This is a genomic window from Streptomyces thermodiastaticus, assembly GCF_014656135.1.
GTDB classification, from domain to species: domain Bacteria; phylum Actinomycetota; class Actinomycetes; order Streptomycetales; family Streptomycetaceae; genus Streptomyces; species Streptomyces thermodiastaticus.
The window spans coordinates 29,002-53,384 of the sequence record NZ_BNBV01000030.1 but is presented as its reverse complement, the minus strand read 5'-3'; the positions used below and the strand labels follow the sequence as shown (position 1 = coordinate 53,384).

The window sequence follows — 24,383 nt, the reverse complement described above, 5'->3', positions numbered from 1 at the left end:
GCCCGGGGCCGGGCACGGCACAGCGCTGTGAGGCGGGGCGGGGCGGCATGGGGGTGCCGCCCCGCTTGTGTGGGTGCCGGTCGTCCGTCCCGGGCGCCGGTCGCCTGCCCTGGGTGTCGGCCCCCCTTCGTCATGGGTGCCGGTCGCCGGCGTCCTCAGTGCTTCAGGCCGGCGCTGCCATAACCGACCGCCAGCAGCACATCGTCCTTGGGCGAGTCTTCGTTGCGGACGAGCCGACGCGGCCCGAAGAAGATCCTGCCCTTCTCGGCGACGATGTCCGTCTGCTCCGGGTCGCTGAGGTCGTATCCGTCGTCGTCGGGCAGCTGGAAGAGCAGCAGAAGGGTCTCCTTGTCGGTGCGCGGATTCCAACTGACCAGGGCGCCCGGGGCGAGGGGGGCGGCGCTTTCGCGGTAGATCAGCAGCTCGTCGCCACTCATGCGCAGCGGCTCCACCTTCTGCAGATAACGGCCGTCGAACTTGCCCTGCGTCTTCCCGGTCTTCAGGTCGAACGCCACGATCCAGTTGGACGGCCCATGGTCGCTGTAGTCGTGCTTGCTCGTGACGTACGCCTGGGTGCGGCCCACGACCACACCTTCGCAGTGCTCGAGCACGCCGAAGAACCCGTTGTCCCTGCTGCCGCACCTGGGGTCGTAGTCGTGCAGGGAGATGGTGGTCAGGTGGCGGCCCTGGTCGTCGAGCGTGATCAGGTCGGTGACCATGGTGTCGCCGGCGGCGACGGCGAGGACCGGCGGCTCGGAGGAGGGCAGGTAGACGGCAGCGACCCCGCTCGCGGCCTGGTAGGTCCACTGCGGCTTGCCGGTGCGGGGGTCGAGCTTCTGGACGCGGTAGGTGGCGGTGTTTCCCTGTCCGCATTTTTCGAGGGCGAGCAGCGCGCGTCCGCCCGCGAAGCCGGAGTCCTCGCAGCGAGAGCCCGGCGTGCTGTTCCAGAGCTGACGGCCGCTCTTCATGTCGTACGCCACCGAGCCATGGCCCCAGGCGACGGCGACGACGCCCTCGGTCAGCGTGAGATTGGTGTTCGTGACGTAGGCGAAGTCCGCCGACGGCATCTTCTTCTGCCACAGCTTCCGCCCCGTGTTCAGGTCGAAGAAGACCACCTCGTCGCAGACGCTGGCGTCCGGGGCCCCGGCCTTCCTGTGCGGCTGGATGACGACCGCTGTGCGCCCGTCGACCGTGACGTGCTGGCTGACGGCGCATATGTGGCCACCGAGTTCGAGGGTCCAGACCGTCTCGTCGTACGTGTCGCTGATCTTGTAGCCCTCGACGCGGTCGGCGACGCCGCGGGCGAGGATCTTGTCGGTGGCCCAGGTACCGGGTGTGTGGAGAGGATGCTCCTCGTCGTTGTCATCGAGGTGCTCGGCGTAATGCTCGATGACGTTCCGGCCTTCGGGCGAGGCGGGGGCCGTCTCCACGGTGTTGCGGATCTCGTCCGGGCCCGGTGCCGCCGCCTGCTTGCCATGCCCAGGAGTCCCTTCTCGCGTCAGGAACCACCACGACAGCCCGCCCGCGGCCACCAGGACCAGCGCGACGGCGACGGCGAGGATGCCGGTCCTGCGCCGACGTCTGCGGGCCTGGTCGGCCGCCACGGCCGACTGGGTGTACATGGAAGGGGGTGGACCGTAGCTCACGTGTGGACGAGCCTTTCGTGACCGGAGGGGCCGATGCCTGACCGAGCGCGGCGCTCACGTCCGTCCGGCGTGGGCGGCCCCTCCACCTCACGCGCCGGCTGAAACTCCCGCAGTGCGGGGCTCCGCTCCCACCCCGTGCGGACCGGTCCGAGAGCGGCAGCGCCGAAGGCGGCAAGCGCCCCTCGCCCGGTTGCGGCGCCTCCCCGTGACCCCCTGCGCACAGCACGGGTGTCGTGCCGACGGGAGCGGCCGCCCGTCAGCTGGTCATGGACCGGACGGTCGCGTACACGTCGAAGACGGCCAGGGCCAGCGGGACCAGGGTGAGCAGGACGAAGCTCTCGGCGATCTCCAGGAACCGGCCCCAGAAGGGGCTGACGCCACGCTTCGGCACGATCAGTCCGACCGCGGTGACCAGGGCAATCACAGCACCGATAGCCGCCGCCAGCCAGAGGCCGCGGACGTCCAGGGCGGTGGTGTCGCCCTGCAGCGCCTCGTGCACGTAGTCCGCGGGCGGATGCAGCGCGAGGCCGATGCCGAGGAAGACGAGGGCCAGGAGTCCTGCGGCCAGCGGGGCCGCCACCTGCACCGTGTAACGGAACAGCCCGGCCCGCAGGGTCATGGCCGCTCCGGTCGCCAGCGCCAGCAGCTGTGCCCAGACGTTGGTGGAGAACCCCAGAACGATCGAGGCACCCACCGCGACGAGCGCGCAGCCGCCGACGAGACCGGCAAGCAGCTCATGCCCTCGGCGGGCCTGGGCGGTGACCCGCTCGACGTCCACGGGTTCCGGCGTGTCCCGCTCGTCCTCTGTGAAGCCGGCACGTGCCGGAGCGGGCGTGTCGAACCCCACGGGCAGCCGCGCGAAGCGCAGGGACAGGCCGGGCAGGAAGGCGACCGCGCCCACGGAGAGCGGCGCACAGATCGCCGCCGTCTCGATCGGCTCGAGGTCGGTGAGCAGGGCGATGAACGTGGTGAGCAGTCCGACCGACGAGGCGAAGACGAACGCGACGAAGGGGGCGCTGCCCCTCGGTGAGACCAGGGTCAGCAGGACCGATGCGATGAGGACGGCGGCACAGGCGAGCAGGAACTGCAGCCTGCCAATGCCCTGCCCCTCGGCGACCGGCAGCAGACCGGAGCCGCCGACGGCGATGTTCGGCAGCGCGCCCAGCCCCAGAGCGATCGCGGAGCCCTGGTCGTCGTACACGCGCGCACGGACGCAGGCGAATGTGGTCAGCAGTACACCGGCGACGGCGGCGAGTATGCCCTGGACGCTGTGCATGTCATGCCGGAGCTGTGAGCTCCACAGCACGAACGCCAGCAGCGCGGGCAGGATACCGGCCGCCACCAGCCCGGCCACCCGGGTCAGGTCGGCGCTCCACAGGGCACGGTCGCGGGTGACCGCCGCGGCGACGGCCTCCGACACGTCGTCGAAGACGGCCGGCGGCAGCGACTCGGCGAACGGACGCAGCGTGAGCAGTTCACCGTCCAGGATGCGCTGCGCGGCCAGGGAGCGGGAGCTCTCCAGGACGGTGCCGTCCCGGCGGACCAGGTGGTAGCCGACAGGGGCGCCCTCTTCAGGGCTCTGACGGGCCAGTCGAAGGATTTCCGGGTACAGGTCGGCGACCGGCACGTCGTCGGGCAGCGCCACGTCGATACGGCTGTCGGGCGCCACGATCGTGACCCGGCAGAAACCGAGTCCGGTACCCGCCCCGGAAGGGGCTCCGGTGCCCGGCCGTGCGTTGGCGCCGGCCGGCGCGGAGGCCGTCATGCTCACCTGTTGTTCCCCCTCGTCGGTGGTGAGGCCGGTCGGCACGTCGCCGTGCCCGCGCCCGGCCGTGAAGATCATGCGCACGTTCCGGTGGGAGTTCGTGTCGCATCTCCCCCACTGCCGGACCTCGCGGCAGCCCGAGACAAGAGGTGCGAGCGACACTCACTGCGAAGGTCGCGAATCACCCGATTTCATGGGGATGATGCGTCACTGCTCACCCTTCTCTCCCGCACCCTACCGCTCACCGGAGGCACAAGGTGACAGTAGGATCGCGGTTCGCGATCGGCGTCCGCCTGGCACGGGGCGGCGGACAGAACACCCCGGTCCAAACAAGAGAATTGGTGCGTTGTGAGCCATATCGTCGTCAAGCGCCCGCCACGGGCCCTGCCGAAGGACGTGCCCACGGACGAGATCGTGCTGCAGCCCCCACCGGAACTGCCGCGCGAGCCTCAAGAAGGCGCACTGATGCAGCTCCTGCCCATGCTCGGCATGGGCGGCTCGGTGGTGTTCTTCTTCAACCCGCAGGCACAGCCTTTCATGCGGGTCATGGGCATGGTCATGGTGGCCTCCACGATCGCCATGGGCATCTCCATGCTGGTGCGCTACCGCCGCGGCAGCCAGGGCCAGGTGGCGGACGTCCGCCGTGACTATCTGCGCTACCTGGCGCAGACCCGGCGTACGGTCCTGGACGTCGCACAGGCTCAACGCGACGCCCAGTTCTACCTCCACCCGGCGCCCGACCAGCTGTGGGCACTGGTCGCCGAAGGCAGCAGGGTCTGGGAGAGGCGAGCCGCGGACGAGGACTTCGGTCAGGTCCGGGTGGGCCTCGGCCCGCAGGATCTGGCCGCCCCGATCGTTCCGCCGAATCCCGGTCCGGCGGACAAACTGGAGCCGCTGACCGCGGGCGCTGTGCAGCGTTTCGTCACCCTGCACAGCACCCTCGACGATCTGCCGATGGCCGTGTCGTTGCGTGCCTTCTACCACGTGACGGTCAGCGGTGACCCGGCGGTCGTCCGCGGCTCCGTACGGGCTCTTCTCGGCTCCGTCGCCTCGCTGCACTCTCCCGAGGACATGGTCGTCGCCGTCGCCGCCCACCAGGACAGCCTCGCGGAGTGGGAGTGGGCCAAGTGGCTGCCGCACAGCCAGGCTCCGGGCATCACGGACGGTGCGGGCACCCGCCGTCTGATCTCGACCGACCCGATGGAGCTGGAGGATCTCCTTGGCAGCCGTCTGCAGGGCCGGCCGCACTTCCATCCCGACGGACCTCCCGTGGCGGAGCAGCCGCACCTGGTGATCGTGCTCGACGGTGTCTCCCTGCCGCCGACGTCGGTCCTGGCGTCCCCCGAGGGTCTGCAAGGCGTGACGGTCCTGGAGGTCGTGCCGGGTGAGCTCACCGTCGGACGCGGCGACCTCTCCGTCGTCGTACGGCCGGACGAGCTGCGTCTGGAGTCCGCCCAGGGAATGGTCTACGAGGGCACGCCGGATGTGCTGTCGTACGAAGCGGCGGAGGCGTTGGCCCGTCAGCTGGCGCCGCTGCGCGTCGCCTCCGGTGGCGACGACGACGAACCTCTGGTCGCCAATCTGGAGTTCACCGATCTGCTGAACCTGGGCGACGCGGCGTCCGTCGATCCTCGGCGCACCTGGCGGCCACGGCCGCAGGCGGACCGTCTGCGGGTGCCGATCGGTGTCGGCGAGGACGGGCGGCCCGTCATGCTCGACCTCAAGGAAGCGGCGCTGGGAGGCATGGGCCCGCACGGACTGTGCGTGGGCGCCACCGGTTCCGGAAAGTCGGAGCTGCTGCGCACCCTGGTGCTCGGCCTTGCGGTGACCCACTCCTCCGAAACACTCAACTTCGTCCTCGCCGACTTCAAGGGCGGCGCGACGTTCGCCGGCATGGCACAGCTGCCGCACGTCGCAGCCGTGATCACCAACCTCGCCGACGATCTGACGCTCGTCGACCGCATGGGCGACTCCATCCGCGGTGAACTCAACCGCCGCCAGGAGCTGCTCCACGAGGCCGGCAACTACTCGAACATCCACGACTACGAAAAGGCCCGTGCGGCCGGCGCACCGCTGCAGCCGATGCCGTCCCTCGTGCTGGTCATCGACGAGTTCAGTGAGCTGCTGACGGCCAAGCCCGACTTCATCGACATGTTCGTGCAGATCGGCCGCATCGGCCGGTCCCTGGGTGTGCACCTGCTGCTCGCTTCGCAGCGCCTGGAGGAGGGCCGCCTGCGCGGTCTGGAGACCTATCTGTCCTACCGGATCGGTCTGCGGACCTTCTCCGCTGCGGAGTCCCGCGCCGCACTCGGTGTCCCCGACGCCTACGAGCTGCCCAACATTCCGGGCTCCGGCTTCTTGAAGTTCGGCACCGACGAGATGGTGCGTTTCAAGGCGGCGTACGTCTCCGGCGTGTACCGCACCCGTTCCGAGCGGGTCGCTGCGCACAACGGACCGCTCCCCGTCGACCGCCGACCCGTGCTGTTCACGGCCGACGAAGTACCGGTGAAGTACGTGGCCGCGCCGCAGGAGCAGCAGGAACCCGAGCGGAACGAGATGGACGACGCACTCGCCGACACGGTGCTGGACGTCATCGTGCGCCGACTCGAGGCGCAGGGACCGGCCGCGCACCAGGTGTGGCTGCCTCCTCTGGAGAGCCCGCCCCCACTGGACGCGCTGCTGCCCGGGCTCGCCCCGGTGCCCGGCCGCGGCCTGACGCAGCCCGGCTACGAGGGAGCGGGCCGGCTGGTCATTCCCGCGGGCATCGTCGACAAGCCGTACGAACAGCGCCGTGACCCGCTCTGGATCGATTTCGGCGGCGCGGCGGGGCACATGCAGATTCTGGGTGGTCCGCAGTCCGGCAAGTCGACGCTGGTGCGCTCTCTCATCGCCTCGTTCGCCCTCACGCACACGCCGCACGAGGTGCAGTTCTACGGCCTCGACTTCGGTGGCGGCGGCATGTCCTCCCTCTCGGGCCTGCCGCACGTGGGCGGTGTCGCCTCGCGACTGGACCCGGAGAAGGTGCGGCGAACGGTGTCCGAGGTGTACGGCGTGATGACGCGGCGGGAGGAGTACTTCCGCACGGCGGGCATCTCCTCCATCGCCGAGTTCCGCAGCCGTCGCGCCCGAGGCGACATCTCGGTCACGGACCAGCCCTGGGGTGACGTGTTCCTCGTCATCGACGGCTGGGGCAACTTCCGTTCGGACTACGAGGGGCTGGAGCCGCTGGTGCTCGACATCGCGGCGCGCGGCCTCGGTTATGGCATCCACCTGATCATCACCGCGTCGCGGTCGATGGAGGTCCGGTCGAACCTCAAGGACCACCTGATGAACCGCCTGGAGCTCCGGCTGGGCGACCCGCTGGACTCCGAGTTCGACCGGAGAGTCGCCGCGAACGTGCCCACCGGAGTGCCGGGGCGAGGGCAGACACCTCAGAAGCAGCACTTCATGGCGGCCGTGCCCCGCATCGACGGTCTGTCCTCCGACACCGACCTGGCCGAGGCGACAGCGGCTCTGGCTACCGAGGTGGCACGCCACTGGCAGCAGCCCGGCGCCCCGGAAGTGCGCCTGCTCCCGCGGGAGTTCTCGGCCGCCCAGCTGCCTCCGGGCGACCGTTTCCCCGAGCGCGGCATCGCCTTCGCCCTGGACGAGGACAACCTGGAACCGGTGTTCGTCGACTTCGAACAGGATCCGTTCTTCCTCGTCTTCGGCGAGAGCGAGTCCGGCAAGTCGAACCTGCTGAAGCTGCTCATCCAGCGCCTGACCGAGCGGTACGACGGCGACAGCTGCAAGCTGTTCGTGGTGGACAACCGCCGCTCGCTGCTGGGCGTCACGCCGTCCTCGCACCTGGCGGAGTACGTCCCCATGTCGAGCCAGATGCAGCACCACATGGACGCACTGGCCGACCTGATGCAGCGCCGCACGCCGAACTCGGACGTCACGCCGCAGCAGCTGCGCGACCGCAGCTGGTGGCGCGGCCCCACGGTGTTCATCGTCATCGACGACTACGACCTGGTCTCCACCTCGAGCGGCAACCCCCTGTCCGTGCTCACCGAGATGCTGCCCTTCGCCCGCGACGTCGGCGTCCGGTTCATAATCGCCCGCTCCACCGCGGGCGCGGGTCGCGCCGGCTACGAGGCCTTCATGCAGCGCATCAAGGAGCTGGGCGCCCAGGGCGTGGTGCTCTCCGGCGACCCGGACGAGGGAGAGCTGCTGGGTGGTGTCCGCCCGCGTCCCCTGCCGACGGGCCGAGGAGTGTTCGTGTCACGCCGCCAGGGCAGGCGGCTGGTTCAGGTCGGGTTGGTGGAGGACGAGAGTTTCTGACCCGTCCCCGACAACAGCTCAGGCGGCTCTCCGTTCACTGGAGAGCCGCCTGACTTTTCGCTCTGCAGTCGATGCGCCTCCGGTCGTTTCGCCGAGGCTTCGGGGGGACAGCTGTGGCACTGCTGCGTGAGCGCCTCGGGTCCGTCTTCCCTGCCGACCGTCTCGGTCCCCACCTGTGCCGTGACGCCGTCCGGGCAGCTCGCGACAGGTTGCACATACATACCGACCAAAGTGTGGAGGCCGAGACAGCGCACAGTCGCATGTCCTGAGCGTGAACTCACCGACGATGCACGAAAGGGTGGGCGCCTCCCGCGCGCGCCCACCCTCTCATGCCGACCGGCGATCGGTCACTGGAAGTAGCTAGCCGCCTTCTTGTCGCCGGCCATGTAGTCACCGCCGGCCGTGTGAACCACATGGCCAATGCTGGTCAGGGCGACGTGGATGTCGTTTGCCTCCTTGTCCCACCTGTGCAGCTTGGCGTCGAAGTCGCTCTGCGCCTCGCCCTCCCAGTACTGCCTGCTCTTGATTACCAGGTTCTTGAGATCACGAAGATCCTGTTCCAGGGCCTTCGCCTCGTTACCGATCTGGGTGGCTGTTTGGTCAAGCGCGCTGTAAGTGACTTTCATTCCGTCAGCGTTGTTGGCCATCTGCCTCTACCTCTTTTCGTTCGCGTTCGCTCGATCGTTGCCAGCCGTCCGTCCCACTGGTGGAGGCGCTCGCAGTTACATCGAGGCGAAAGGAGAAACCGTGGAAGCGCCGTCGCGGACATTGATCTTGTTGATCGTCGCACGGACGTCGTCTTCCTTGGAGTCCACGATGTTCCGCGTCTTCGAGATCCCCTCGATGACCTCAGCGAGGATGTTGCCGATGTTCCTCAGGGACTCGTTGATCTCGTACTGCTTCTTGTCGAAAGCAGCACGTCCAATACCCTGCCACTGCCCCTCGAGGCTGTCGATCACCTGCTGCAGGGTGTGCACCCGCCTACGGATATTGTCGTACTTGTCAGACATCTCCTTCTGCAGCTGGACTACTGGGTCCCGCTCAAGCTTCGTCGTGTCAGCCATGACCGACCACCCTTCTCAATTCCGTTGTTGTGCTGTCCGATATTGCGGCTCTCCGTCTCCACCGGAGAGCACTCATACGGCGTCCGTGATAAGACACTGAAGTCCGCTATCACTGGACTCCGAGGCTCATGCTTGGGATGCCCACGCCTTATTTGGCACGGCGTGCCCGCATGACGGCGTAACCCGCGCCACCGATCACTACGACCGCGGCAGCGGCACCCACGCCGATCGCGAGCGTGTTGCTGTCGTCGCCCGCCGACTTCGCGACAGCACTCGTGGTCTCCGTTCGTCTGTCAGAGGTTTTGGTTGTAGGTGATGCGGAGGCAGGGGGCGACGGGGGCGTGGTCTCGCCGTCCTCCTCAGCAAGAGGATTGACGTCGGCCGGCCCCGCGTCATAGTGCGGATCCGCCAGGACGATGCGAGGGCGCACAGACCCATACCCCTGATAGGCACTGGGATCGTCCTTCGCCCAGTCACGGCCTGCAGTGTCGATCAACGACCGCAGAACTTGATTCGCTGTCCAGTCCGGATGCGCTGCCCAGACCAAGGCAGCGGAGGCGGACGCCAGTGCGGAAGCGACGACAGTGTCGCCTCCGGTCAGGCAGTACTTCTTGAAAGTGGCGTCACACCACCGCGGCACACGCACTCCTGGAGCCGCCAAGTCCGTGTAGTTTCCGTACTGGGATGTGGGCGATACCGCGCCGTCGATGTCAAAAGCCGCCACTCCGACCACATGCGGATAAGCAGCGGGATACTGCGGCTTGTTGCCTTCTTTAGCGTTGTCCCCAGTCCCTGCAATCATCAGTACGCCCTTCTCGACGGCGTACTCGAAGGCGGCGTCACCGCCGAACTGACTGCCAATCACATACTGATTGCCGATGGTGAAATCGATGATTTTGGCTCCGCTGTCCACGGCCGCCTTGACTGCCGTGGCCAACGGGTAAGCAGGATCCGGGGCCTCATCGTGCTTCACCGCTGGTACCCGAATCGGAATGATCTTCACACCGGGAGCAAGGCCCTTGAGCCCGCCTCCCTTTCCAGTGCCGGCGATCAGCTCTGCGGCCGTTGTGCCCTGACCCGTCGTGTCGTCCGTGTCGGTCACGCTGCCCTTGACAAGGTCATCCTTGACCAGCGCATCGACACCCTGGAGGACCTGACCGCGCAACGACGGCGTTTCATGCACCCCGGTACCGATGACCGCGACCTTGATGCCCTCGCCCGTACTGGTCTTCCACATCTTCTCGGTCTGCATCGGGCCCAGGTACCACTGCTGCGCCTGGACGTCGAAGGCGGCAGCGTTCGGCGCCAGACCGATCCCCGCAGCGGCCAGGACGCCGACTGTCACGCCTACTGCGCGTGCGCGCCGCCCGATGCTGCCCCGTGCGGGCACACGACGCCCGACTCGTCGGCTGTTTCCTGACTTCATCACTGGTGTGTCCTTGTTTGCGCTCAGTGGACGGCCAACGGCACAACCGACCGCGGTCCGCCGCTACGATCCCTCACCCTGGACCGGCCGGTCGGGGTCCTTCGCTTCCTCGCGCTCTTGCTGACTCCTGCGCTTCTCCTGCTGCCCGGATCCCCGCACCAGCCCAGCACCTGCACGCGTCATGCCGTTCCGCTCGGCGCGTGCGGAGGAGACGCGTGCAGCCGGACTACCAGTGACCGCCTCCGTCGTCGCTCCGTTGCCACGTGAGCCGAGTTGAGCCTTGGACCGACCGCCAGAAGCCGATGAGCCGAACACACCGCCCCGCCCTGCCCGGCTGGCTGTGGAGCGAGGAGCAGTGGTTCCTTCACCACCGATCACGGTGCCTCTTGGAATTTTCGCCCCAGCTTTGGTGGGAGTCCCCGGCGCAGCAGTCTGTCGACCGCCCACCACCCCGCGCTGACGCCCCGCACCGGCGGCCTGACCGGCAGTGGTGCCTGGCGTCGATGTACCTCCGAGCCTGGGAGTACCCCCCGAGATACCTCGTCGTCCCATGGCAGAAGACTGCCCACCACGTGATGCGTTCGTGGCGGCCTGGTGCCCCGTCGCTGCAGTGTGCCCCATCCGGCTGACCGGCGCACGCTCTGGGGACCGAGCTGACACATCGCCCTTCGACGCGGTGGTCCGTCCTTGCGCAGGCAGCGGAGCACGACCACCGGAAGAAACGCCGGCGCCAAAACCCGAGTTGCCGGCGGCGAACGGGACAGCGAAGGTGGAGCCGAACGCGTTGCTCCGGCCTGTGCCGGTCTCGGGGATCCCTGCGACCGGGGAGGTGTGCCCAGCGGCAGCAGTTGCTGCTGGCGGCGGCAACGTGCCCACGCTGTCGATGTGCGTCACGGCATCCCCCGCCGCGGGGATATCGAGGTCCGCGGTCTCCGCGATACGCGGAGCCGAGGTGGTCGTGCCGGACAAGTCATCCGGCGCCGATGTGCCGACGTCGGTGACTGACAGTCGGCGGGTTGACGTACTGCTCCCTCCCGCCGTCGTGGACGCACTCGGAGCCGCAGTGTACTCAGGCTGCTGTGTGACAGTCGGCACCGGCTGCGGGACTCCCACATCCGGCATGTCCTTGAACTCGGGAGCCGAACTCTGCAGGTTCTTCAACTGCTCGGCGGAAACCGAGTAGTACGACGACAGCCGGTTCATCTGGTTGATCGCCTCTTGGCGGTCCTTCTCCGCCTTGACGGCCGCCGTGTAGGCGTCGTTGGTGCTGACTCGCTCGGACTCGGGGAAATCTTTAGGGGCCTTGGGGTCCGAACGGTCGTCCCGCGGAGGCATCGCCTTGCGCACAGAGGCAAGGCCGACCGCGGCAGCAGTGATCTGGTCGCCTGCACCTCCGGCGAACTCGCTCAACGCTTGCGTGCTGGCGACGAGCGTCCTGCCCCACTCCCGGAAGGCATCGCCGGACTCGCCCACCCAGTGGACGTTTTCGATATGGCCACTCAGTTCGGTAGCGGCAGCTTTGATCGCGTCACGCGCGTCCCACAAAGCCTTGCCGCACGACTCCAAGTGTTCCGGGTTCGTTCGCTCCACCAGATCGAGCATCTGATTGAGCTCATAGTTCTCGAAGTCCGTGCGACCCCGCAGGGCCCTGCCATACGGAGTGGCCTCCACTGCAGAACGGACAGGAGCGACCCCGAAACCCTCGAGGATCCCGCCAAGCGGCCCCTCCTCGACGTTGCGGGCCAGATCCGTGAACGAATTCTGATGGGAAACCCGCTCGAAATCCTTCTTGTGCTGATGGTCAGTCACTGCCAGTCGTGCCCCTGCGTCCCTGCACGGAGGTTGTGCTGCTTCTCGTCATGGAGCTTGCGGACCTCCGTTTGAATGGCCCAGAACCGTTGACGCTGGTCCTCCTCGAGGTTGCTGAAACCTCGGTGCGCGCCCTGAACCGCGATGCCGATCGCCTCGATCTGCAAGTGAAGCGTCTTGGACAGCTTGGTCAGCCGCTCATGCACGGCGTTGTACTGCTCGTACAAGTCGTGAGCCTCGTGGAAGGCAGCACTCCCGCTGCTGAGCGACGCCTTGCTGACGGTTTGCGCTCCGACCCGAGTGGGATTACCGGCAGAGGCCTCCAGGTTTCGAAGCACCGTGTCCACGCGCTTCATGAAGGTGGTCAGGGCCTCACCGCTGGCCTCCAGATTCGCCGCTCCGGCAGTAGACACGCCGCCGGCCATGTCCGCCGAACCCACGAACTCCCCCTCCCCTACTCCCCGTTGGCGCGCCGACTCAGGTCGACGCCGCATCCACCGTACGATGTCACATCACGCAGCGTCGCGAGATGCCAACGCTACTGTAGTCAACCTGCACAAGCGTTCCAACTGACATATGCAGCACACAGGTTGACGTTGTCGGGACGGCTGACACGCTCTCTGCCCACTGCGAGCAGCTTCGCGGCTGCGGCCGCAGGTGGCCTCCTGGCCAAGCACGCTCCTTGCCGAAGCGAGCGCTGCGCGGGCCGGCAGGCCGACAGACCTCAAGCTTCTTCATCGAACCTTCACGGTTCACAAACCGCCCTACACAGGACATGACGCAGCCTATGGCTACCACCCGTTGCTAACTTGACCGCACAGCACAGCGTCGGACCACACCCTGGTCGGGTGCTGCGATGCCGACGCCGGAAGGGGGATGGTCATGGCGTGGGACGAATGGGAAGAGCTGAAGGCCCAGGCTGCTGAGCGACACACGGCCCGGATGCAGTTGAACCACGTCGACGGCGGTGGTGGCACGTACGGACCCTACGTGCTGCCCAGCAAGTACGGCGACCTGGTAGTCAAGAACACCGAGCTCCAAGCAATCGGCACTTCAGCACACGAGTTGTACAACCAACTGTGGGACAAGGCTCGTGTAGCCATCCCGAACAGCAACTCAGCGGCTACGGATCTATCGAATCAGGGATTCGCCCTGGGGGCTGGGCTGAAACACGTCTCGGACCGCTGGGAAGAACAGCTCAAGTCCCTCATGGACGCGTGCGCCCAAATTTCGAATCATATGCGAGTCACCAAGCAGCTGCATGCTGGCGACGACGTTTATATCCAGCGACAGATGAGCAGCATCGACGTCCTGGATGCGGGCTTCGACGAACGAGCTGGAGCGCCCGGCAAGAAGAACTCCATATACGGGACCGCTGAAAAGAAGAAAGATTAGCCGCGTTGGGTCAGGCGGTCGTCGATCGCCGCCCCTTGCCCCTGTGTACGGCTCATTCGACAAGTAGATTACTCAGCCTCTGGGGATGAACTGATGGATCTCGACGCCCTACGCCACGCCAATTTCAAACTGCTCGACGACGCCATCACCGACTGGTCAACACTCGTCCGCCACCTCAACGACTTGAAAACGGATGCAGAAAACGGTTTGGCCAAGATGGCGGCCAAAGCAGACTGGGCGGGAGTGAACGCAACGACCTCCAGAGAGTTTATCGACAAAACCGCAAAAGAATTCTCCGATGCCCATACGCAGGCCACAACCATTCACAACATCCTCCGGGACACGTGCGATGAGTTGAAGAGCTACCACAAGCAGCTCCTTCAGGCTCTCGAACGCGGCGAGAAAAACGGCATGAAGGTTGTGAGCAACAAAGGAACCTTCGTCGTCTCGGCGCGTGACTCATCGAGCGATGACGGCAATACGGAAGGCAAACCGACACAGGCGGATATCGACGCGCTCCGCGACGAAATCCAGGGAATCATCGACAAGGCCACCAAGAGCGATACGTCAGCTAAGACTGTTCTTCAGGCCATCTCCGATCAGAGCAAGCTCGGCTTCACGGATGCCTCGTACAAGGACCGAGACACCGCGGTAGATGTCATGAAGCGGGCCGACGAGCTGGCCAAGCTGGCGCGGAAGAAGCCTGAGGATCTGACGGTCTCTGACTTCGACAAGCTCAACGCCGGCCTGAAGAAGTACGCCGGTGATGAGCTCTTCGCCAAGGAGTTCGCCACGCAGCTCGGTCCGCAGAAGACGCTGGAATTCTGGGCCGGGATCAACGATCCGAGCAGGGCTAACTGGGATCTCGGCCGCCAGCGGCTCGACCAGTTCGACGATCTCCAACGCAACTTGGGCCTGACACTCGCTCACGCCACACAAAGCGACTCCTCGGCGATGAGCGAGTGGAAACGCAAGATGATCGATATCGGGGACAAGCCGCTCTACGGCGACCGTGGCGGCCCCATGGGCTTCCAGGTCATGAGCAACCTCATGAGAACTGGCGACTACGACGACCAGTTCTTGGAGGACTACGGCACCAAGCTCATGGCGACCGAGCGCAAGCTCACTGACAACGGCCGCCACGGCAATATGGCCTGGCAGCACTTGGGTGTGAGTCCCTGGCTCAACCGGATCGGCGAGGACAGCGGTTCCGATCCGCTCACCGGCTATCTTAAGGGGCTGTCCAATAGTCCTGCTGCGGCTACGGAATTCTTCAACCAGCAGTACATCTCCAAAGACGATCCAGACAATCCATTCGAGCGCGACACGGACGGCAACGGCAAGAAGGGCAAGGTGTCGCTGTCGAACTTCCAGTACCTCTTCGAAGAGCGGGAGTGGCCCAAGGAGTCGGACTCCCATGGGGACGAGCTCAATACTGGGAAGAACAACCTGGCCCTCGCCCTCGAAGCAGCTGCAACCGGACACCCGGCGGGCGAAATGCCCACTGCAGACACCCCACCTCACAATGCGGCACAGGCGAGACTCGTGGAAAGCATTATCCACTCTGTGTCGGAAGACCCCTCACGTCTGACCAAGTCTTCCTACATGTCGGACAGCATGGGGCAGATCGCGGCGGAATACATGCCGGATATTAACCGGCAGCTTCACGCTGGCCAGGACGATAAGGACCTTTTCCCTGTCTCTGGGTCACCTGCTGCACCAGGGGAACGGGATATCACTCGTTTCCTCTACACTGTCGCCCGCAACCCGGAAGGCTACGCGGCTATCAACCTGGGACAGCATAGCTACACCACGAGCCTGATGGAGTATCACTTCAAGCACCCCGACGCCTACGCCGCCGACCATCACTTTGACCAGAGCACGCGGCTGCAACAGGGCATTAACGATATCGCCAACATTGCCGGAAAAGTCGAGGGGATTATTGGCGCCGGCCGTGCCTACGAGAATGAGGTACAAGGTGCTGAGGCTGACGCCAAATACAACGCAGCCATCGACGCGGCCGGTTCGTGGGGCGGCACTATCGTCGGCATCGGCATTGGCATGGCTACCGAGCCGATGACGGGGCCCGGCGGCGCAATTATAGGAGACATGGCCGGCACCGCAGCGGATGAGATCATCGGGTCTATCACTGAGGGCGCTCATAGGGACAGCAGCGGGGATGTCATTTACCGCAACGGTGCCCACTACGACGACACCAAGGAATCGACCTACACGATGGTAGAGGAAGCCGCTAAGAAGGCCGGATCGAGGGCCGGTAATAGGTATCCTCTGATCGAGGCGTCTGTGGCCTCCTCAGCAGAGGCCGGCTTCAACACCGCACGTACAAATGTTGGAAAATATCTGGAGGGCGAAGGCGTTCCCCGGGAACTCGACACGGAAGGCTGAGAATCTTGACACGACATCGGAAAATACTGCTCGTCAGCGTCCCAATTGCCGTGCTAGTACTCGTCGCAGGGCTAGCTTACGCACTGAAAGTGCCACCTTTCAAAAAGCGCGGAGAGATCAAGGCCTACCAAGTATGCGCCTCGCTAGGTGACGAGAAGCGCGCTGCCTCGATACTCACGGATGTACTGCCGAACGAGCCTTCCTACTCGTTCCGTGAAAATCCTATGCAGGTCAACATTGGCCAGGCAGCGCACTCGTTTCACAGTGACTGCTTCGTCTACGGCGACGGAAAGCAGTTGCTGGTGGTAACAACGGACTCCGCCGAGTATGACGATTCGGCTGACTGGGTGGAGGAAGCTGTCGGGGATCTAGTGCCCGTCAAGTCACTCAAACCGTTCACCTCTGGGGACAGGGCTGTAGCATCCGACAAGGTTGCAGCCATCTATGTTCCATGCCTATCAAACGGCATTGTTCGCCACCTAAGTGTGGTCGCCTGGCTAAAGAGGAAGAATGACGCCTCGAGTCAGACTATCCAAGACGGGCTCATCGACTTGGCAAAGAACACTGCGCGTTATTCCCACTCGAAAGCCCAATGTGACGCTGACGCAAAGCTGTGAGGAAAACTTAGGCATCTAAGTGATGAACCACGTGCGTTCTCCAGTACACATGGCCTTCTATGGTCATCGTGCGCCTGGCTAGAACGCACGTGAGTAATCACTTGTGCCAACACCCTGCCTACAGGAGTGAAGCAACGACGCCTGACTGCAAGTCAGGCGGGAACACAGCGTTCGCGCGGACTGCAAAACCTAGCCTCACCCCGACTTGTCGAGTGGCCATCCTCGCTGAACGCTGCACGCACAACAACCATAGGCGCCCGCAGCTGCCGCTCGCGCGGCAGCTCAGCACTGCCCCTCCTCGGTCGACACCGCATACGTGTACTCCGGAAACATCACGCCATACACTTTCGCGTCATCCGTGTGCGTGCGGGTGACGTGCATGCAGAAGGTTTTGTCTGCGCCGCTGGCCGAGATGTCGTAGGTGGCGTCGGTGGTGCTCGAGGTGTAGAGGGAAACACCCACCCCGGTCTGAGGGGCGTCCCCGCCGCTGTGCTCGACGATCTCGTCTCGGATTTTCGTGGCGATTTCCCCCTCGAAGTCGGCCGGCCGCGTGTCGTCGTCGGTGATGTCACCGAGCTCGGTGCTGCCGTCCAGTTCTTCTGTGGCCCCCTTGACCGCGCTCGTCAGTTCCGCGTCGCTCCACGAATCGCCGTCGGCGAGGGACAGCATGCTGAAGCCGAGGTAGATGCCGACCGCGGCCAGGGCGAGGAGAGTGAGGCGAAGGAGGAAGAAACCCGCATCGGGTATGTCGGGAGCCGAGGGGTTGACCGACGCGCGCCACTCGCGGACACGAGATGTCTTCACGCATGCCATGGCGATCAACAGCACGGACAGGATGAAGCAGGTCACGGCCATGGCTGTCATACGTTCGCTCCCTTGTGTTTGTCACGGCGCCGGGCGTCTCGCACCGTCACCGCTGTACCGGTGAGGCCCGCTACCACGACCAAGCCTCCGATCATGACGTAGGTACCGAGGCGGGTGTTGCGTTCGTCAGCCGTCTCCCCGAAGTGGACCGGGGCGACAGAGGGTGCCTCCGCGGCGGTGACACCGCCGTCCGGCTTGGGGGACCGGATCGGGTGAGCGGGGTCGGCGTCGGTCAGTGCTTTGACCGGATCGACCACGCCCCAGCCGACCAGGCGGTCGTGGCCGGGGATCGAGCGCTCCGCGGTCTGTTCTATCTGGGCGACGATCTCCCGGGCCGTCCAGGTGGGGTACTTGGCCTTGAGGAGAGCGGCGACGGCGGCGACGTACGGGGCCGAGAAGCTGGTGCCGTTGTCGGCGCAGTGCCCGCCGCCGGGGACGGTGGAGATGATGTCGACGCCGGGTGCCGCCACGCCCACGAAGTCCCCGGACTGCGAGAAGGGGGCTCGCTCGTTGTTGCGGTCGGACGCGGCGACGGCGAGGACACCGGGGTACGAGGCCGGGTAGGTGACCTTGACGTTGCCGCCCAGGCCGTCGTTGCCGGCCGAGGCGACCACGACCACCTGGTGGGCTAGGGCGTAGTCGACCGCCTGTTGCAGGCTGTCGTCCGGACGGACGGCGTTCGCCGTGTCCTGGGAGATGTTGATGACGTCGGCGCCCACGGCGACCGCGTGGCGTATCGCGTCCGCGAGGGTTTTCGCCGTGCCGTCGCCTTCCGCGTCGTTCTGCTTGATCGGAATGATCGTGGCGTCGGGTGCCAGGCCTACGAAACCGGTGCCCTTGGCGGGACGGGCGGCGATGATGCCGGCGACACGCGTGCCGTGGCCGACCGTGTCCGTGGTGCCGTGGCTGTCCCCTCTGTCGATCTTTTCACCCTTGGCGTTCTTGGCCGGGAGGTTGTTGAGGCCCTTCGACGCGTCGACGGCCTGTTTCAGCTGTGGGTTCTTGACGTCGACTCCGGTGTCGATCACCGCGACCTGGACGCCCTTCCCCGTGGATTGCGCCCAGAGTTCGTCGAGATTGACGCGCTGCAGGGACCAGGGGCGGCCCGTGTAGGGCTTCGACGGGAATGTGCACTGTCCGTCGTCGGCGAGTGCGGTCGTGGCGGGCAGGGTCAAGGGCGTCACGGCCGCTGTGAGAACGGTTGCCGCGGCCAAGGCGACGGTCCGGGCCTCCGGCCGGGTCGTGGCCGCCGCCGCGGACCGGCGGCGGGAAACGATGCGGTGCAGCATGACTACGTCCCCTCGGCCTCAGGAACCCTGCGGCTGACGGGCCGCCGCCTCCGACAACCGCGGACCGGTGGGCAGGAACGTCGACCACTCCGCGGGGACGGGGGTAGGTGTCACCTGCGCGTAACCGAGCCGCGTCTGCGCGATCTTCGCCTCGTTCAGCTCCGCCTTGCGCTGTTCGGCAGTGGTGCCGATGCCCTTGTCGTCGGTGGCGCTGTCGCTGTTGGACTGCAGCGCGTACCGCAGTCCCGTGTCGGTCACGAGGAAGACACCGCCTGCCTTCGTCTCGGTGCCCTGGAACTGCCGGTAGAGCAAGCCCGATCCCGCGGTCACATAGGCACTGGAGGAGCCGGTGGGCAGCTGGGCGGGGAAATCGGTGCCCGCCCAGGTGGACAGTTCGGTGCGGCCGTCGGTACCGACCGAGCGCAGGACGTTGCAGACGGTGTTGCGTCCGGCGGAGGCGCTCGCACCGTCGTTGACCGTCTTCGGCTTGTACGTGGGCCAGTTCTTGTCCTGCATGAACGACGTGCTGTCCGTCACGGCACCGGGGCTGACCTGCTGGGCCTCGCCGGCCTGGCCGACAGCGACCAGGTCGCGGCTGTTGAGCAGCAGCGTCGCGGTGAATTCCGAGATGCGGGCCACGTGGCCCTTGAGCACCACGTAGTACTGCATGCGCCGGCCGTCGTACGCCTTGATGACCATGCCGATCTTGTCGTACCGGTCGTACTCCTGCAGGCCGCTGAAGGCACCCGCCTTCGCGCCCGGCGTGCCCTCGATCCTCGGGATGCTGAGGGGATCGCCCTTGTGCAGGGTCGCCAGCCACTCCTGGGACACGCGCTGCGGTGCGCGGCCCTGGGTGTCGAGGGCCTTGAGCAGCTCTTTGTCGGTGGGGTCGGCCAGTTGGTAGGCGTAGCCGCGCGCGTCCACGACGTACTGGGTCTTGCCGTCGGGGCCGACGACGTACATGAGGTCACCGCCCCGGAGCCGGGAGGGGCCCTCCGTCTTGGACCACTCCTTCCGGGCCAGGACGAACGCCGCCTTCTGGATCGCCCTGCCTCCGGCGCCGGGGCGTTCGCACACCGCCCAGCGTTTGGCGGAGACAGCCTCCTGCGCGGAGGGCAACCGGTCGGGGGCGTAAGGGATGCCGATCGTGGCGCCGTGCGGGAGCTTGCCGCTGTCGAGAACCTTCTCATCGACGGTGATGACGCTGTCCTTGTCCGGCGCGAGGAGAAGTCTGGCGGATGCCATGTTCAGCACCGGGTGCAGCTGTGTCTGCTTGCCCGTCTTCAGCACCACGTAGCGCGTCGTGGATTTGCTGGCCACGATGACATGTGCACCCGGCTCGTCCCAGCCCTTGGGCGCGGTCGGGCTGAACAGACCGATCGCCCCGAACACCGCCAGGATCACGATGCCGACGATGACACCGGGAAGCACCGCTCGCAGCGGCTTGGGAGCACCTTCCTCGGATCCCGTGGGCGATGGACGGAGGAAGGACGCGAGCATGCGGCGCTTCGCGAAGGTGTAGGCGTTGAGTTCGTCCCGCCGAGATGCCATGTGTCTCGCTACTCTCCCCGTGCTGAGCTGTGAAGGGGCGGTCAAGAATCCGCGTGCTCCGCGCCGCCCCCTCGGCCGCCTACGGTGCCATGACTGTCAGCACCGGCCCCTACTATGCCTGTTGTGAGGCACTGCCCGTGGCACGGGTAGTCTGCTGAGGCCCTCGGCAGGGGCCGCGCACGTGAGATTTCGGGAGAGTTCGGGGGGTTTGCATTGGTGGCTTCCGCAACGCGGACCCGGTCGCGATCGCAACCGGGCGACAGCGGGCGCTCAGGCACCCGTGTTCCCCCGTCCGGCGCGCCGTCGGACCGTTCATCGACGTCGCGGTCACCGGAGCATGTCGTGCCGCACCCGGTGTCACGTGCGCGGCGTGGCGGGTCGGTCGTGCGTCAGCGGCTGGTACTGGTGGAGCTTGCCGCCGCGCTGCTGGTGTGCGGTTGGGTCACCGGCCCCCTCGCCATGGTGCCCGCGGCTGTCGTCGCCGTCGGGCTGGTGCTGTTGGCGTTCGTGCGGCGGCGGGGGCGTTCGCTGCCGGAGTGGCTGGTGATCGCGCGGGCGTTGCGGGCGCGGCAGCGGAGGGCGGCGAGCACGCCGGTGCCGCCGGGGATCGAGCCGGGGCTGGCGCCGGTCGTCGAGTGCGAGCCGGCGCTGCGGACGTGTTCCTTCGGCGGGCGGGACCGGCGCCCGGTGGGCATGGTGGGGGACGGCACGTTCCTCAGTGCCGTGGTGCAGGTGGAGTCGGACGTCACCGCGCTGCGGGCGGAGGGGGGCCGGCAGCCGTTGCCGGTCGCGCTGGTGCGCGACGCGCTGGAGGTGGACGGGATACGCCTGGAGTCGGCGCAGATCGTGCTGCACACCCAGCCGGCGCCGGCGCTGCATCTGCCGCAGCACTCGGTGGCGGTCACCAACTACCGCCCGTTGCAGGAGCAGACCGGGGCCCCGGCGGTGCGGATCGTGTGGGTCGCGCTGAAGCTCGATCCCGAGCTGTGCCGTGAGGCCGTGGCGGCGCGCGGCGGCGGGCTGGTCGGGGCGCAGAAGTGTCTGGCGCGGGTCGCCGACCATCTGGCGAGCCGGCTCACCGGTGCCGGGTTCCGTACGACTGTGCTCGACGAGGAGGAGCTGACGGCCGCGCTGGCCACGTCCGCGTGTGCCAACCCGCTGGTGACCGCGGAGGCCGGGCGGACCGAGACCCGGGAGCGGCGCACGGAGGAGTCCGGGCGCAGCTGGCGGTGCGACAACCGCCGGCACACCACGTACTGGGTGCGGCGGTGGCCTCAAGTCGGTGGCGCGGGGCCGTCGTTGCCGCAGCTGGTGGGTGTGCTGACCCGGGTGCCGGCGCTCGCGACGACGTTCAGTCTGACGCTGTGGCGCGGGGATCGGCAGGAGACGGCGCTGTGCGGGCATGTGCGGGTGACCGGGCGCAGCGACGACGAACTGGTGGCCGCGCGGCGGGCTCTGCAGGATGCCGCGCGGCAGGCGGGCGCGCAGCTCGCCCGTCTGGACCGGGAGCAGGTGCCCGGCATGCTCGCCACGCTGCCTCTGGGAGGTGCTCGGTGACCGTCACGACCACGCGGGCGACCAGCCGGTCCACACCGGCCCGCGATCCGGGGCTCGCCGCCCGCTTCGGCGGGGGGCTGCGTGACCGGCTGCGCGGGGGTTTCGGGCTGATCGGTCCGCGGCACGGGCGGCACACGCTGCCCGCGGAGCAGCTGGACGCGCTGACACTGCCCATCGGGGACGACGGTGTCGTCGTCGGTGTGGACACCACGGGCCAGCCCGCGATCCTCGGCATCAACCGCCCGACGCCGTACGACGTCGTGCTCATCGGCAGTCTGTGGACGGCGCAGGTGATCGCGTTGCGGGCGGCGGCCACCGGGGCGCGGGTGGCGGTGGAGACGGGCCGGCCGCAGGCCTGGATGCAGATGGTGCATGCCATGGGCGGCGGGCAGAACGGCCTGGCGGTGTACGAGGTGGGCCGGGTTCCTCCGCAGGGTGCCTCGGCGGGCACGCCGGTGCTGGTGGTGCGGGACTGCGGTATGCGGCCGCCGCGCGGGCGGGTGGTGTCGGGTCCGTGGCAGTCGGTGCTGACGCTGCTGCCGTATCTCAGTCCGGTGGCTCCCCGGCTGATCCGTCAGGCCCGGCTCGTGGGCGTGCAGCGGATCTCGCCGGACGAGGCGGCGGAGCTGAGCCGCACCATGGCGTTGCCGCGGACCGACATGGAGTCCCTGCCGACGCTTCCCGACGGGGTCACCCTCTGGTGCGGCGACCGGGACCGGCAGTACGTGATGACACAGCCCACCGATGCCGAGATCGGACTGCTCGGCACGCCGCGCCGGATGGACTGACGGGCCGGGGTGCGCGGGGCGCGGGCGCGTGCCGGAGGCGCGGCGGGTGCGCTGGAGGTACGGGCTGCGGGTCGTCCGGTTGCGCGGTCGTCCGGTTGCGCGGTCGTCCATGGGCGGTGGGTCGGCGGCTGTGGCCGGCGGCGTGAGCCGCTGCTGCGGGAGGGGAGTTCGTCGGCGGGTTCCGGCGTTTCCCGGCGGTGTGTTCTGACCTGACGGGGTGTCGGGCCGCCCGGGCGGACGGACGGAGGGGCGAGCGGACGGCCGGGCGGTGTGAGGGCGCCGGGTGGGCGTCCGGTGCGACCAGGAAGTGGTGTTCAGCAGGTTTGATGTGGTTTGGTCCGGTGTGGCGGGGGTGTGTTCCGGAGCTCGGATGTGCAGGGGCGCGGGTGCCGGGGTGTGAGCGCCGGACGGGCCTGACGTGAGCGCCGTCGTGACGATTAGGCTGGGTCCGGGCGCCTCATCAGAACCCGCGGCTGGGCCGTCGGCGCCCCGGGGGAGGCCCGGACGGTCCGGACGGCCGCACGGGCCGGTGTTCCGGTCGCCGGACGGCTGCTTCGACCGCTCCCCTACGAGGCGAACGGTCGCCCCAGCACGGCATGAGGGTGCTCGACCACACCAGGAGGAATTGTGAACAGCGATCGGGACGGGATCCGCGGGGGCTGGGACACACCCGGCGATGACCAGTCCGACGCGGAGTCCGCCGTCGAGACGACGGGCGAGTTCACCATCGACTACGCGCCCCCTGCCTGGTACACGCAGAACGCGTCGAGTCCGGCCGGTGATTCCGCCCCGGCCCCGAGCACTCCTGCTCCGGCGCCGTCCGCGCCCACGCCGCCTCCTCCGCCTCCCCCGGTCGGTCCGCCGCTCGACATCCCCGGTCCGCCGCCGAACAGCGGCTTCCAGCCTGCCTGGCCGCCGCCTCCGCCCGCCCCGACGGCCCCGGCCCCGGAGGCCGGGGGCGACGCCGGGAAGGGCGGTGCGGCCGACGGTGCCACGATGCGTATCTCCGCGGCGGCTCTGAAGCAGGAGTTCGCGAAGCTGGACGCCGCCATCGAGCGTGCGGAGGCCGGGGACGGCTCGCCGGCGGCCTCGGGTGCCGGCGCGGCGCGGGGCGACGAGGCCGGCGAGGGCGCCGAGAAGAGCGGTGCGGCCGGGGAGTCCGGTGCGGCCACCGCCGGGTCGCCGGCGGGTGAGCAGGGTGCCGATGGTGCGGAGGCTGCCTCGCAGGACGCCTCGGGAGCGGACGGTGCGGCGGGGGCCTCCGGTGACACGGGTGGCCACAAGGCCGGCGGGGACGGTGCGTCCGGCTCCGGTGAGCAGTCCTCCGACAACAACCAGGCCGCCGACGGCCAGTCTTCCGACGACCGGGCCAGCGGGGACCAGTCCTCCGGCAGCGGCACGGACGGCGCCGGCGCCGAGGCCGGTGGTGACGGTGCCGACGGCGACAGCGGTGCCGTAAGTTCCGCGTCCGGGGACGCCTCGGGGGCTGCCGGTGCCGCCGGTGCGCCGTCGGCTACGCCGCAGGGTGCGGTGCCGCCGTCCGCGCCGCTCCCGCCCGCCACGCCGCAGTGGCCCGGTCAGCCGCAGCCTCAGCCGCAGGGGCAGGGGCAGCCCGGTGTGCCCGGGCAGCCGCCGTTCGCGCCGCAGGCGCCCCAGCCCGCGCCCGCCGCGTGGAACACCCCCGGGCAGCCGGGCGGTTACGGCTTCCCTCAGCCCGGCGTGCCCACTCCGCCCGCGCCCGAGCAGGCCCAGGCGGCCCCGCAGCCGCCGGGACCCGGTGTGCCGGGGGGCTACGGCTTCCCCCAGCCCGGCGTGCCCACTCCGCCCGCGCCCGAGCAGGCCCAGGCGGCCCCGCAGCCGCCGGGACCCGGTGTGCCGGGGGG

The 24,383-nt window shown here is 67.7% G+C and carries 17 protein-coding genes; 7 read left to right on the top strand and 10 right to left on the bottom strand.

The window, feature by feature from the left end:
- Positions 1 to 155 precede the first annotated feature (155 nt).
- Together IE286_RS22750 and eccD are read right to left on the bottom strand one after the other, a co-directional pair.
- A complete protein-coding gene (locus tag IE286_RS22750) occupies positions 156 to 1,622 on the bottom strand; it encodes an outer membrane protein assembly factor BamB family protein (protein ID WP_229863399.1) in 1,467 nt (488 codons plus the stop codon).
- A gap of 280 nt (positions 1,623 to 1,902) precedes the next feature.
- Positions 1,903 to 3,411 (bottom strand): type VII secretion integral membrane protein EccD, encoded by a 1,509-nt coding sequence (gene eccD / locus IE286_RS22745; protein WP_189798646.1) that lies wholly within the window; start codon positions 3,409 to 3,411, stop codon positions 1,903 to 1,905.
- 348 nt (positions 3,412 to 3,759) lie between these two features.
- Here eccD and eccCa point away from each other — a divergent pair, with 348 nt between their 5' ends.
- Positions 3,760 to 7,734 carry a type VII secretion protein EccCa gene (gene eccCa / locus IE286_RS22740; protein ID WP_189798630.1) on the top strand — a complete coding sequence of 1,325 codons (3,975 nt, stop codon included), beginning with the start codon at positions 3,760 to 3,762 and terminating at the stop codon, positions 7,732 to 7,734.
- Positions 7,735 to 8,081: 347 nt separating this feature from the next.
- Here the strand turns inward: eccCa and IE286_RS22735 are convergent, their stop codons facing one another.
- From IE286_RS22735 to IE286_RS22715, 5 genes are all read right to left on the bottom strand, one after another.
- Positions 8,082 to 8,381: a WXG100 family type VII secretion target gene (locus IE286_RS22735; RefSeq protein WP_189798629.1), complete on the bottom strand. Its 300-nt coding sequence runs from the start codon at positions 8,379 to 8,381 to the stop codon at positions 8,082 to 8,084.
- Positions 8,382 to 8,456: 75 nt separating this feature from the next.
- Entirely contained in the window at positions 8,457 to 8,798 is a 342-nt protein-coding gene (locus IE286_RS22730) for a WXG100 family type VII secretion target (RefSeq protein ID WP_189798628.1), read from the bottom strand.
- A gap of 148 nt (positions 8,799 to 8,946) precedes the next feature.
- Positions 8,947 to 10,224, bottom strand: coding sequence for a S8 family serine peptidase (locus tag IE286_RS22725; protein WP_189798627.1), 1,278 nt, complete (start codon positions 10,222 to 10,224; stop codon positions 8,947 to 8,949).
- Between the two features lie 63 nt (positions 10,225 to 10,287).
- The gene (locus IE286_RS22720; protein ID WP_189798626.1) at positions 10,288 to 12,033 is read right to left on the bottom strand and encodes a TrbL/VirB6 family protein; all 1,746 of its coding nucleotides are present in this window, start codon (positions 12,031 to 12,033) and stop codon (positions 10,288 to 10,290) included.
- Positions 12,030 to 12,458, bottom strand: a complete 429-nt coding sequence (locus tag IE286_RS22715; protein ID WP_267970073.1) for a DUF2563 family protein — start codon at positions 12,456 to 12,458, stop codon at positions 12,030 to 12,032. The genes IE286_RS22720 and IE286_RS22715 overlap by 4 nt, the downstream gene beginning before the upstream one ends.
- 457 nt (positions 12,459 to 12,915) lie before the next feature.
- Between IE286_RS22715 and IE286_RS22710 the strand changes: the two genes are divergently transcribed.
- From IE286_RS22710 to IE286_RS22700, 3 genes are all read left to right on the top strand, one after another.
- Positions 12,916 to 13,428, top strand: a complete 513-nt coding sequence (locus IE286_RS22710; protein WP_189798624.1) for a hypothetical protein — start codon at positions 12,916 to 12,918, stop codon at positions 13,426 to 13,428.
- Positions 13,429 to 13,521: 93 nt separating this feature from the next.
- The gene (locus IE286_RS22705) at positions 13,522 to 15,834 is read left to right on the top strand and encodes a DUF6571 family protein (RefSeq protein WP_189798623.1); all 2,313 of its coding nucleotides are present in this window, start codon (positions 13,522 to 13,524) and stop codon (positions 15,832 to 15,834) included.
- 50 nt (positions 15,835 to 15,884) lie between these two features.
- Positions 15,885 to 16,451 (top strand): hypothetical protein, encoded by a 567-nt coding sequence (locus tag IE286_RS22700; RefSeq protein ID WP_189798622.1) that lies wholly within the window; start codon positions 15,885 to 15,887, stop codon positions 16,449 to 16,451.
- 282 nt (positions 16,452 to 16,733) lie between these two features.
- On the opposite strand, the gene IE286_RS22695 is transcribed toward IE286_RS22700, so the two are convergent.
- Genes IE286_RS22695 through eccB form a run of 3 tightly spaced genes read right to left on the bottom strand, consistent with a single transcriptional unit; the run spans position 16,734 to position 20,155 of the window.
- Positions 16,734 to 17,315 carry a hypothetical protein gene (locus IE286_RS22695; protein ID WP_189798621.1) on the bottom strand — a complete coding sequence of 194 codons (582 nt, stop codon included), beginning with the start codon at positions 17,313 to 17,315 and terminating at the stop codon, positions 16,734 to 16,736.
- Complete coding sequence (mycP, locus tag IE286_RS22690; RefSeq protein ID WP_189798620.1) at positions 17,312 to 18,604, bottom strand: type VII secretion-associated serine protease mycosin; 1,293 nt, start codon at positions 18,602 to 18,604, stop codon at positions 17,312 to 17,314. Before mycP ends, IE286_RS22695 begins: the two co-directional genes overlap by 4 nt.
- An 18-nt stretch (positions 18,605 to 18,622) precedes the next feature.
- On the bottom strand, positions 18,623 to 20,155 hold the full coding sequence (gene eccB, locus IE286_RS22685) for a type VII secretion protein EccB (protein WP_189798619.1): 1,533 nt from the start codon (positions 20,153 to 20,155) through the stop codon (positions 18,623 to 18,625).
- A 216-nt stretch (positions 20,156 to 20,371) separates the two neighbouring features.
- On the opposite strand from eccB, the gene eccE reads away from it, so the two are divergent.
- The 3 genes from eccE to IE286_RS27370 all read left to right on the top strand — a co-directional run.
- A complete protein-coding gene (gene eccE, locus IE286_RS22680) occupies positions 20,372 to 21,712 on the top strand; it encodes a type VII secretion protein EccE (RefSeq protein ID WP_372462576.1) in 1,341 nt (446 codons plus the stop codon).
- A gap of 77 nt (positions 21,713 to 21,789) precedes the next feature.
- Positions 21,790 to 22,500: a hypothetical protein gene (locus IE286_RS22675; protein WP_189798645.1), complete on the top strand. Its 711-nt coding sequence runs from the start codon at positions 21,790 to 21,792 to the stop codon at positions 22,498 to 22,500.
- A 627-nt stretch (positions 22,501 to 23,127) separates the two neighbouring features.
- Positions 23,128 to 24,383 (top strand): SCO5717 family growth-regulating ATPase (locus IE286_RS27370; RefSeq protein WP_268255410.1); only part of this gene is annotated, 1,256 nt, incomplete at its 3' end.

What these genes read in the sequence shown, in the direction of transcription:
- eccB (WP_189798619.1), bottom strand. Translation starts at nt 20,155, where the DNA reads ATGGCATCTCGGCGGGACGAACTCAACGCCTACACCTTCGCGAAGCGC.
- IE286_RS22725 (WP_189798627.1), bottom strand. Translation starts at nt 10,224, where the DNA reads ATGAAGTCAGGAAACAGCCGACGAGTCGGGCGTCGTGTGCCCGCACGG.
- IE286_RS22750 (WP_229863399.1), bottom strand. Translation starts at nt 1,622, where the DNA reads ATGTACACCCAGTCGGCCGTGGCGGCCGACCAGGCCCGCAGACGTCGG.
- IE286_RS22695 (WP_189798621.1), bottom strand. Translation starts at nt 17,315, where the DNA reads ATGACAGCCATGGCCGTGACCTGCTTCATCCTGTCCGTGCTGTTGATC.
- eccD (WP_189798646.1), bottom strand. Translation starts at nt 3,411, where the DNA reads ATGACGGCCTCCGCGCCGGCCGGCGCCAACGCACGGCCGGGCACCGGA.
- IE286_RS22735 (WP_189798629.1), bottom strand. Translation starts at nt 8,381, where the DNA reads ATGGCCAACAACGCTGACGGAATGAAAGTCACTTACAGCGCGCTTGAC.
- mycP (WP_189798620.1), bottom strand. Translation starts at nt 18,604, where the DNA reads ATGCTGCACCGCATCGTTTCCCGCCGCCGGTCCGCGGCGGCGGCCACG.
- IE286_RS22705 (WP_189798623.1), top strand. Translation starts at nt 13,522, where the DNA reads ATGGATCTCGACGCCCTACGCCACGCCAATTTCAAACTGCTCGACGAC.
- IE286_RS22710 (WP_189798624.1), top strand. Translation starts at nt 12,916, where the DNA reads ATGGCGTGGGACGAATGGGAAGAGCTGAAGGCCCAGGCTGCTGAGCGA.
- IE286_RS22715 (WP_267970073.1), bottom strand. Translation starts at nt 12,458, where the DNA reads ATGGCCGGCGGCGTGTCTACTGCCGGAGCGGCGAATCTGGAGGCCAGC.
- IE286_RS22730 (WP_189798628.1), bottom strand. Translation starts at nt 8,798, where the DNA reads ATGGCTGACACGACGAAGCTTGAGCGGGACCCAGTAGTCCAGCTGCAG.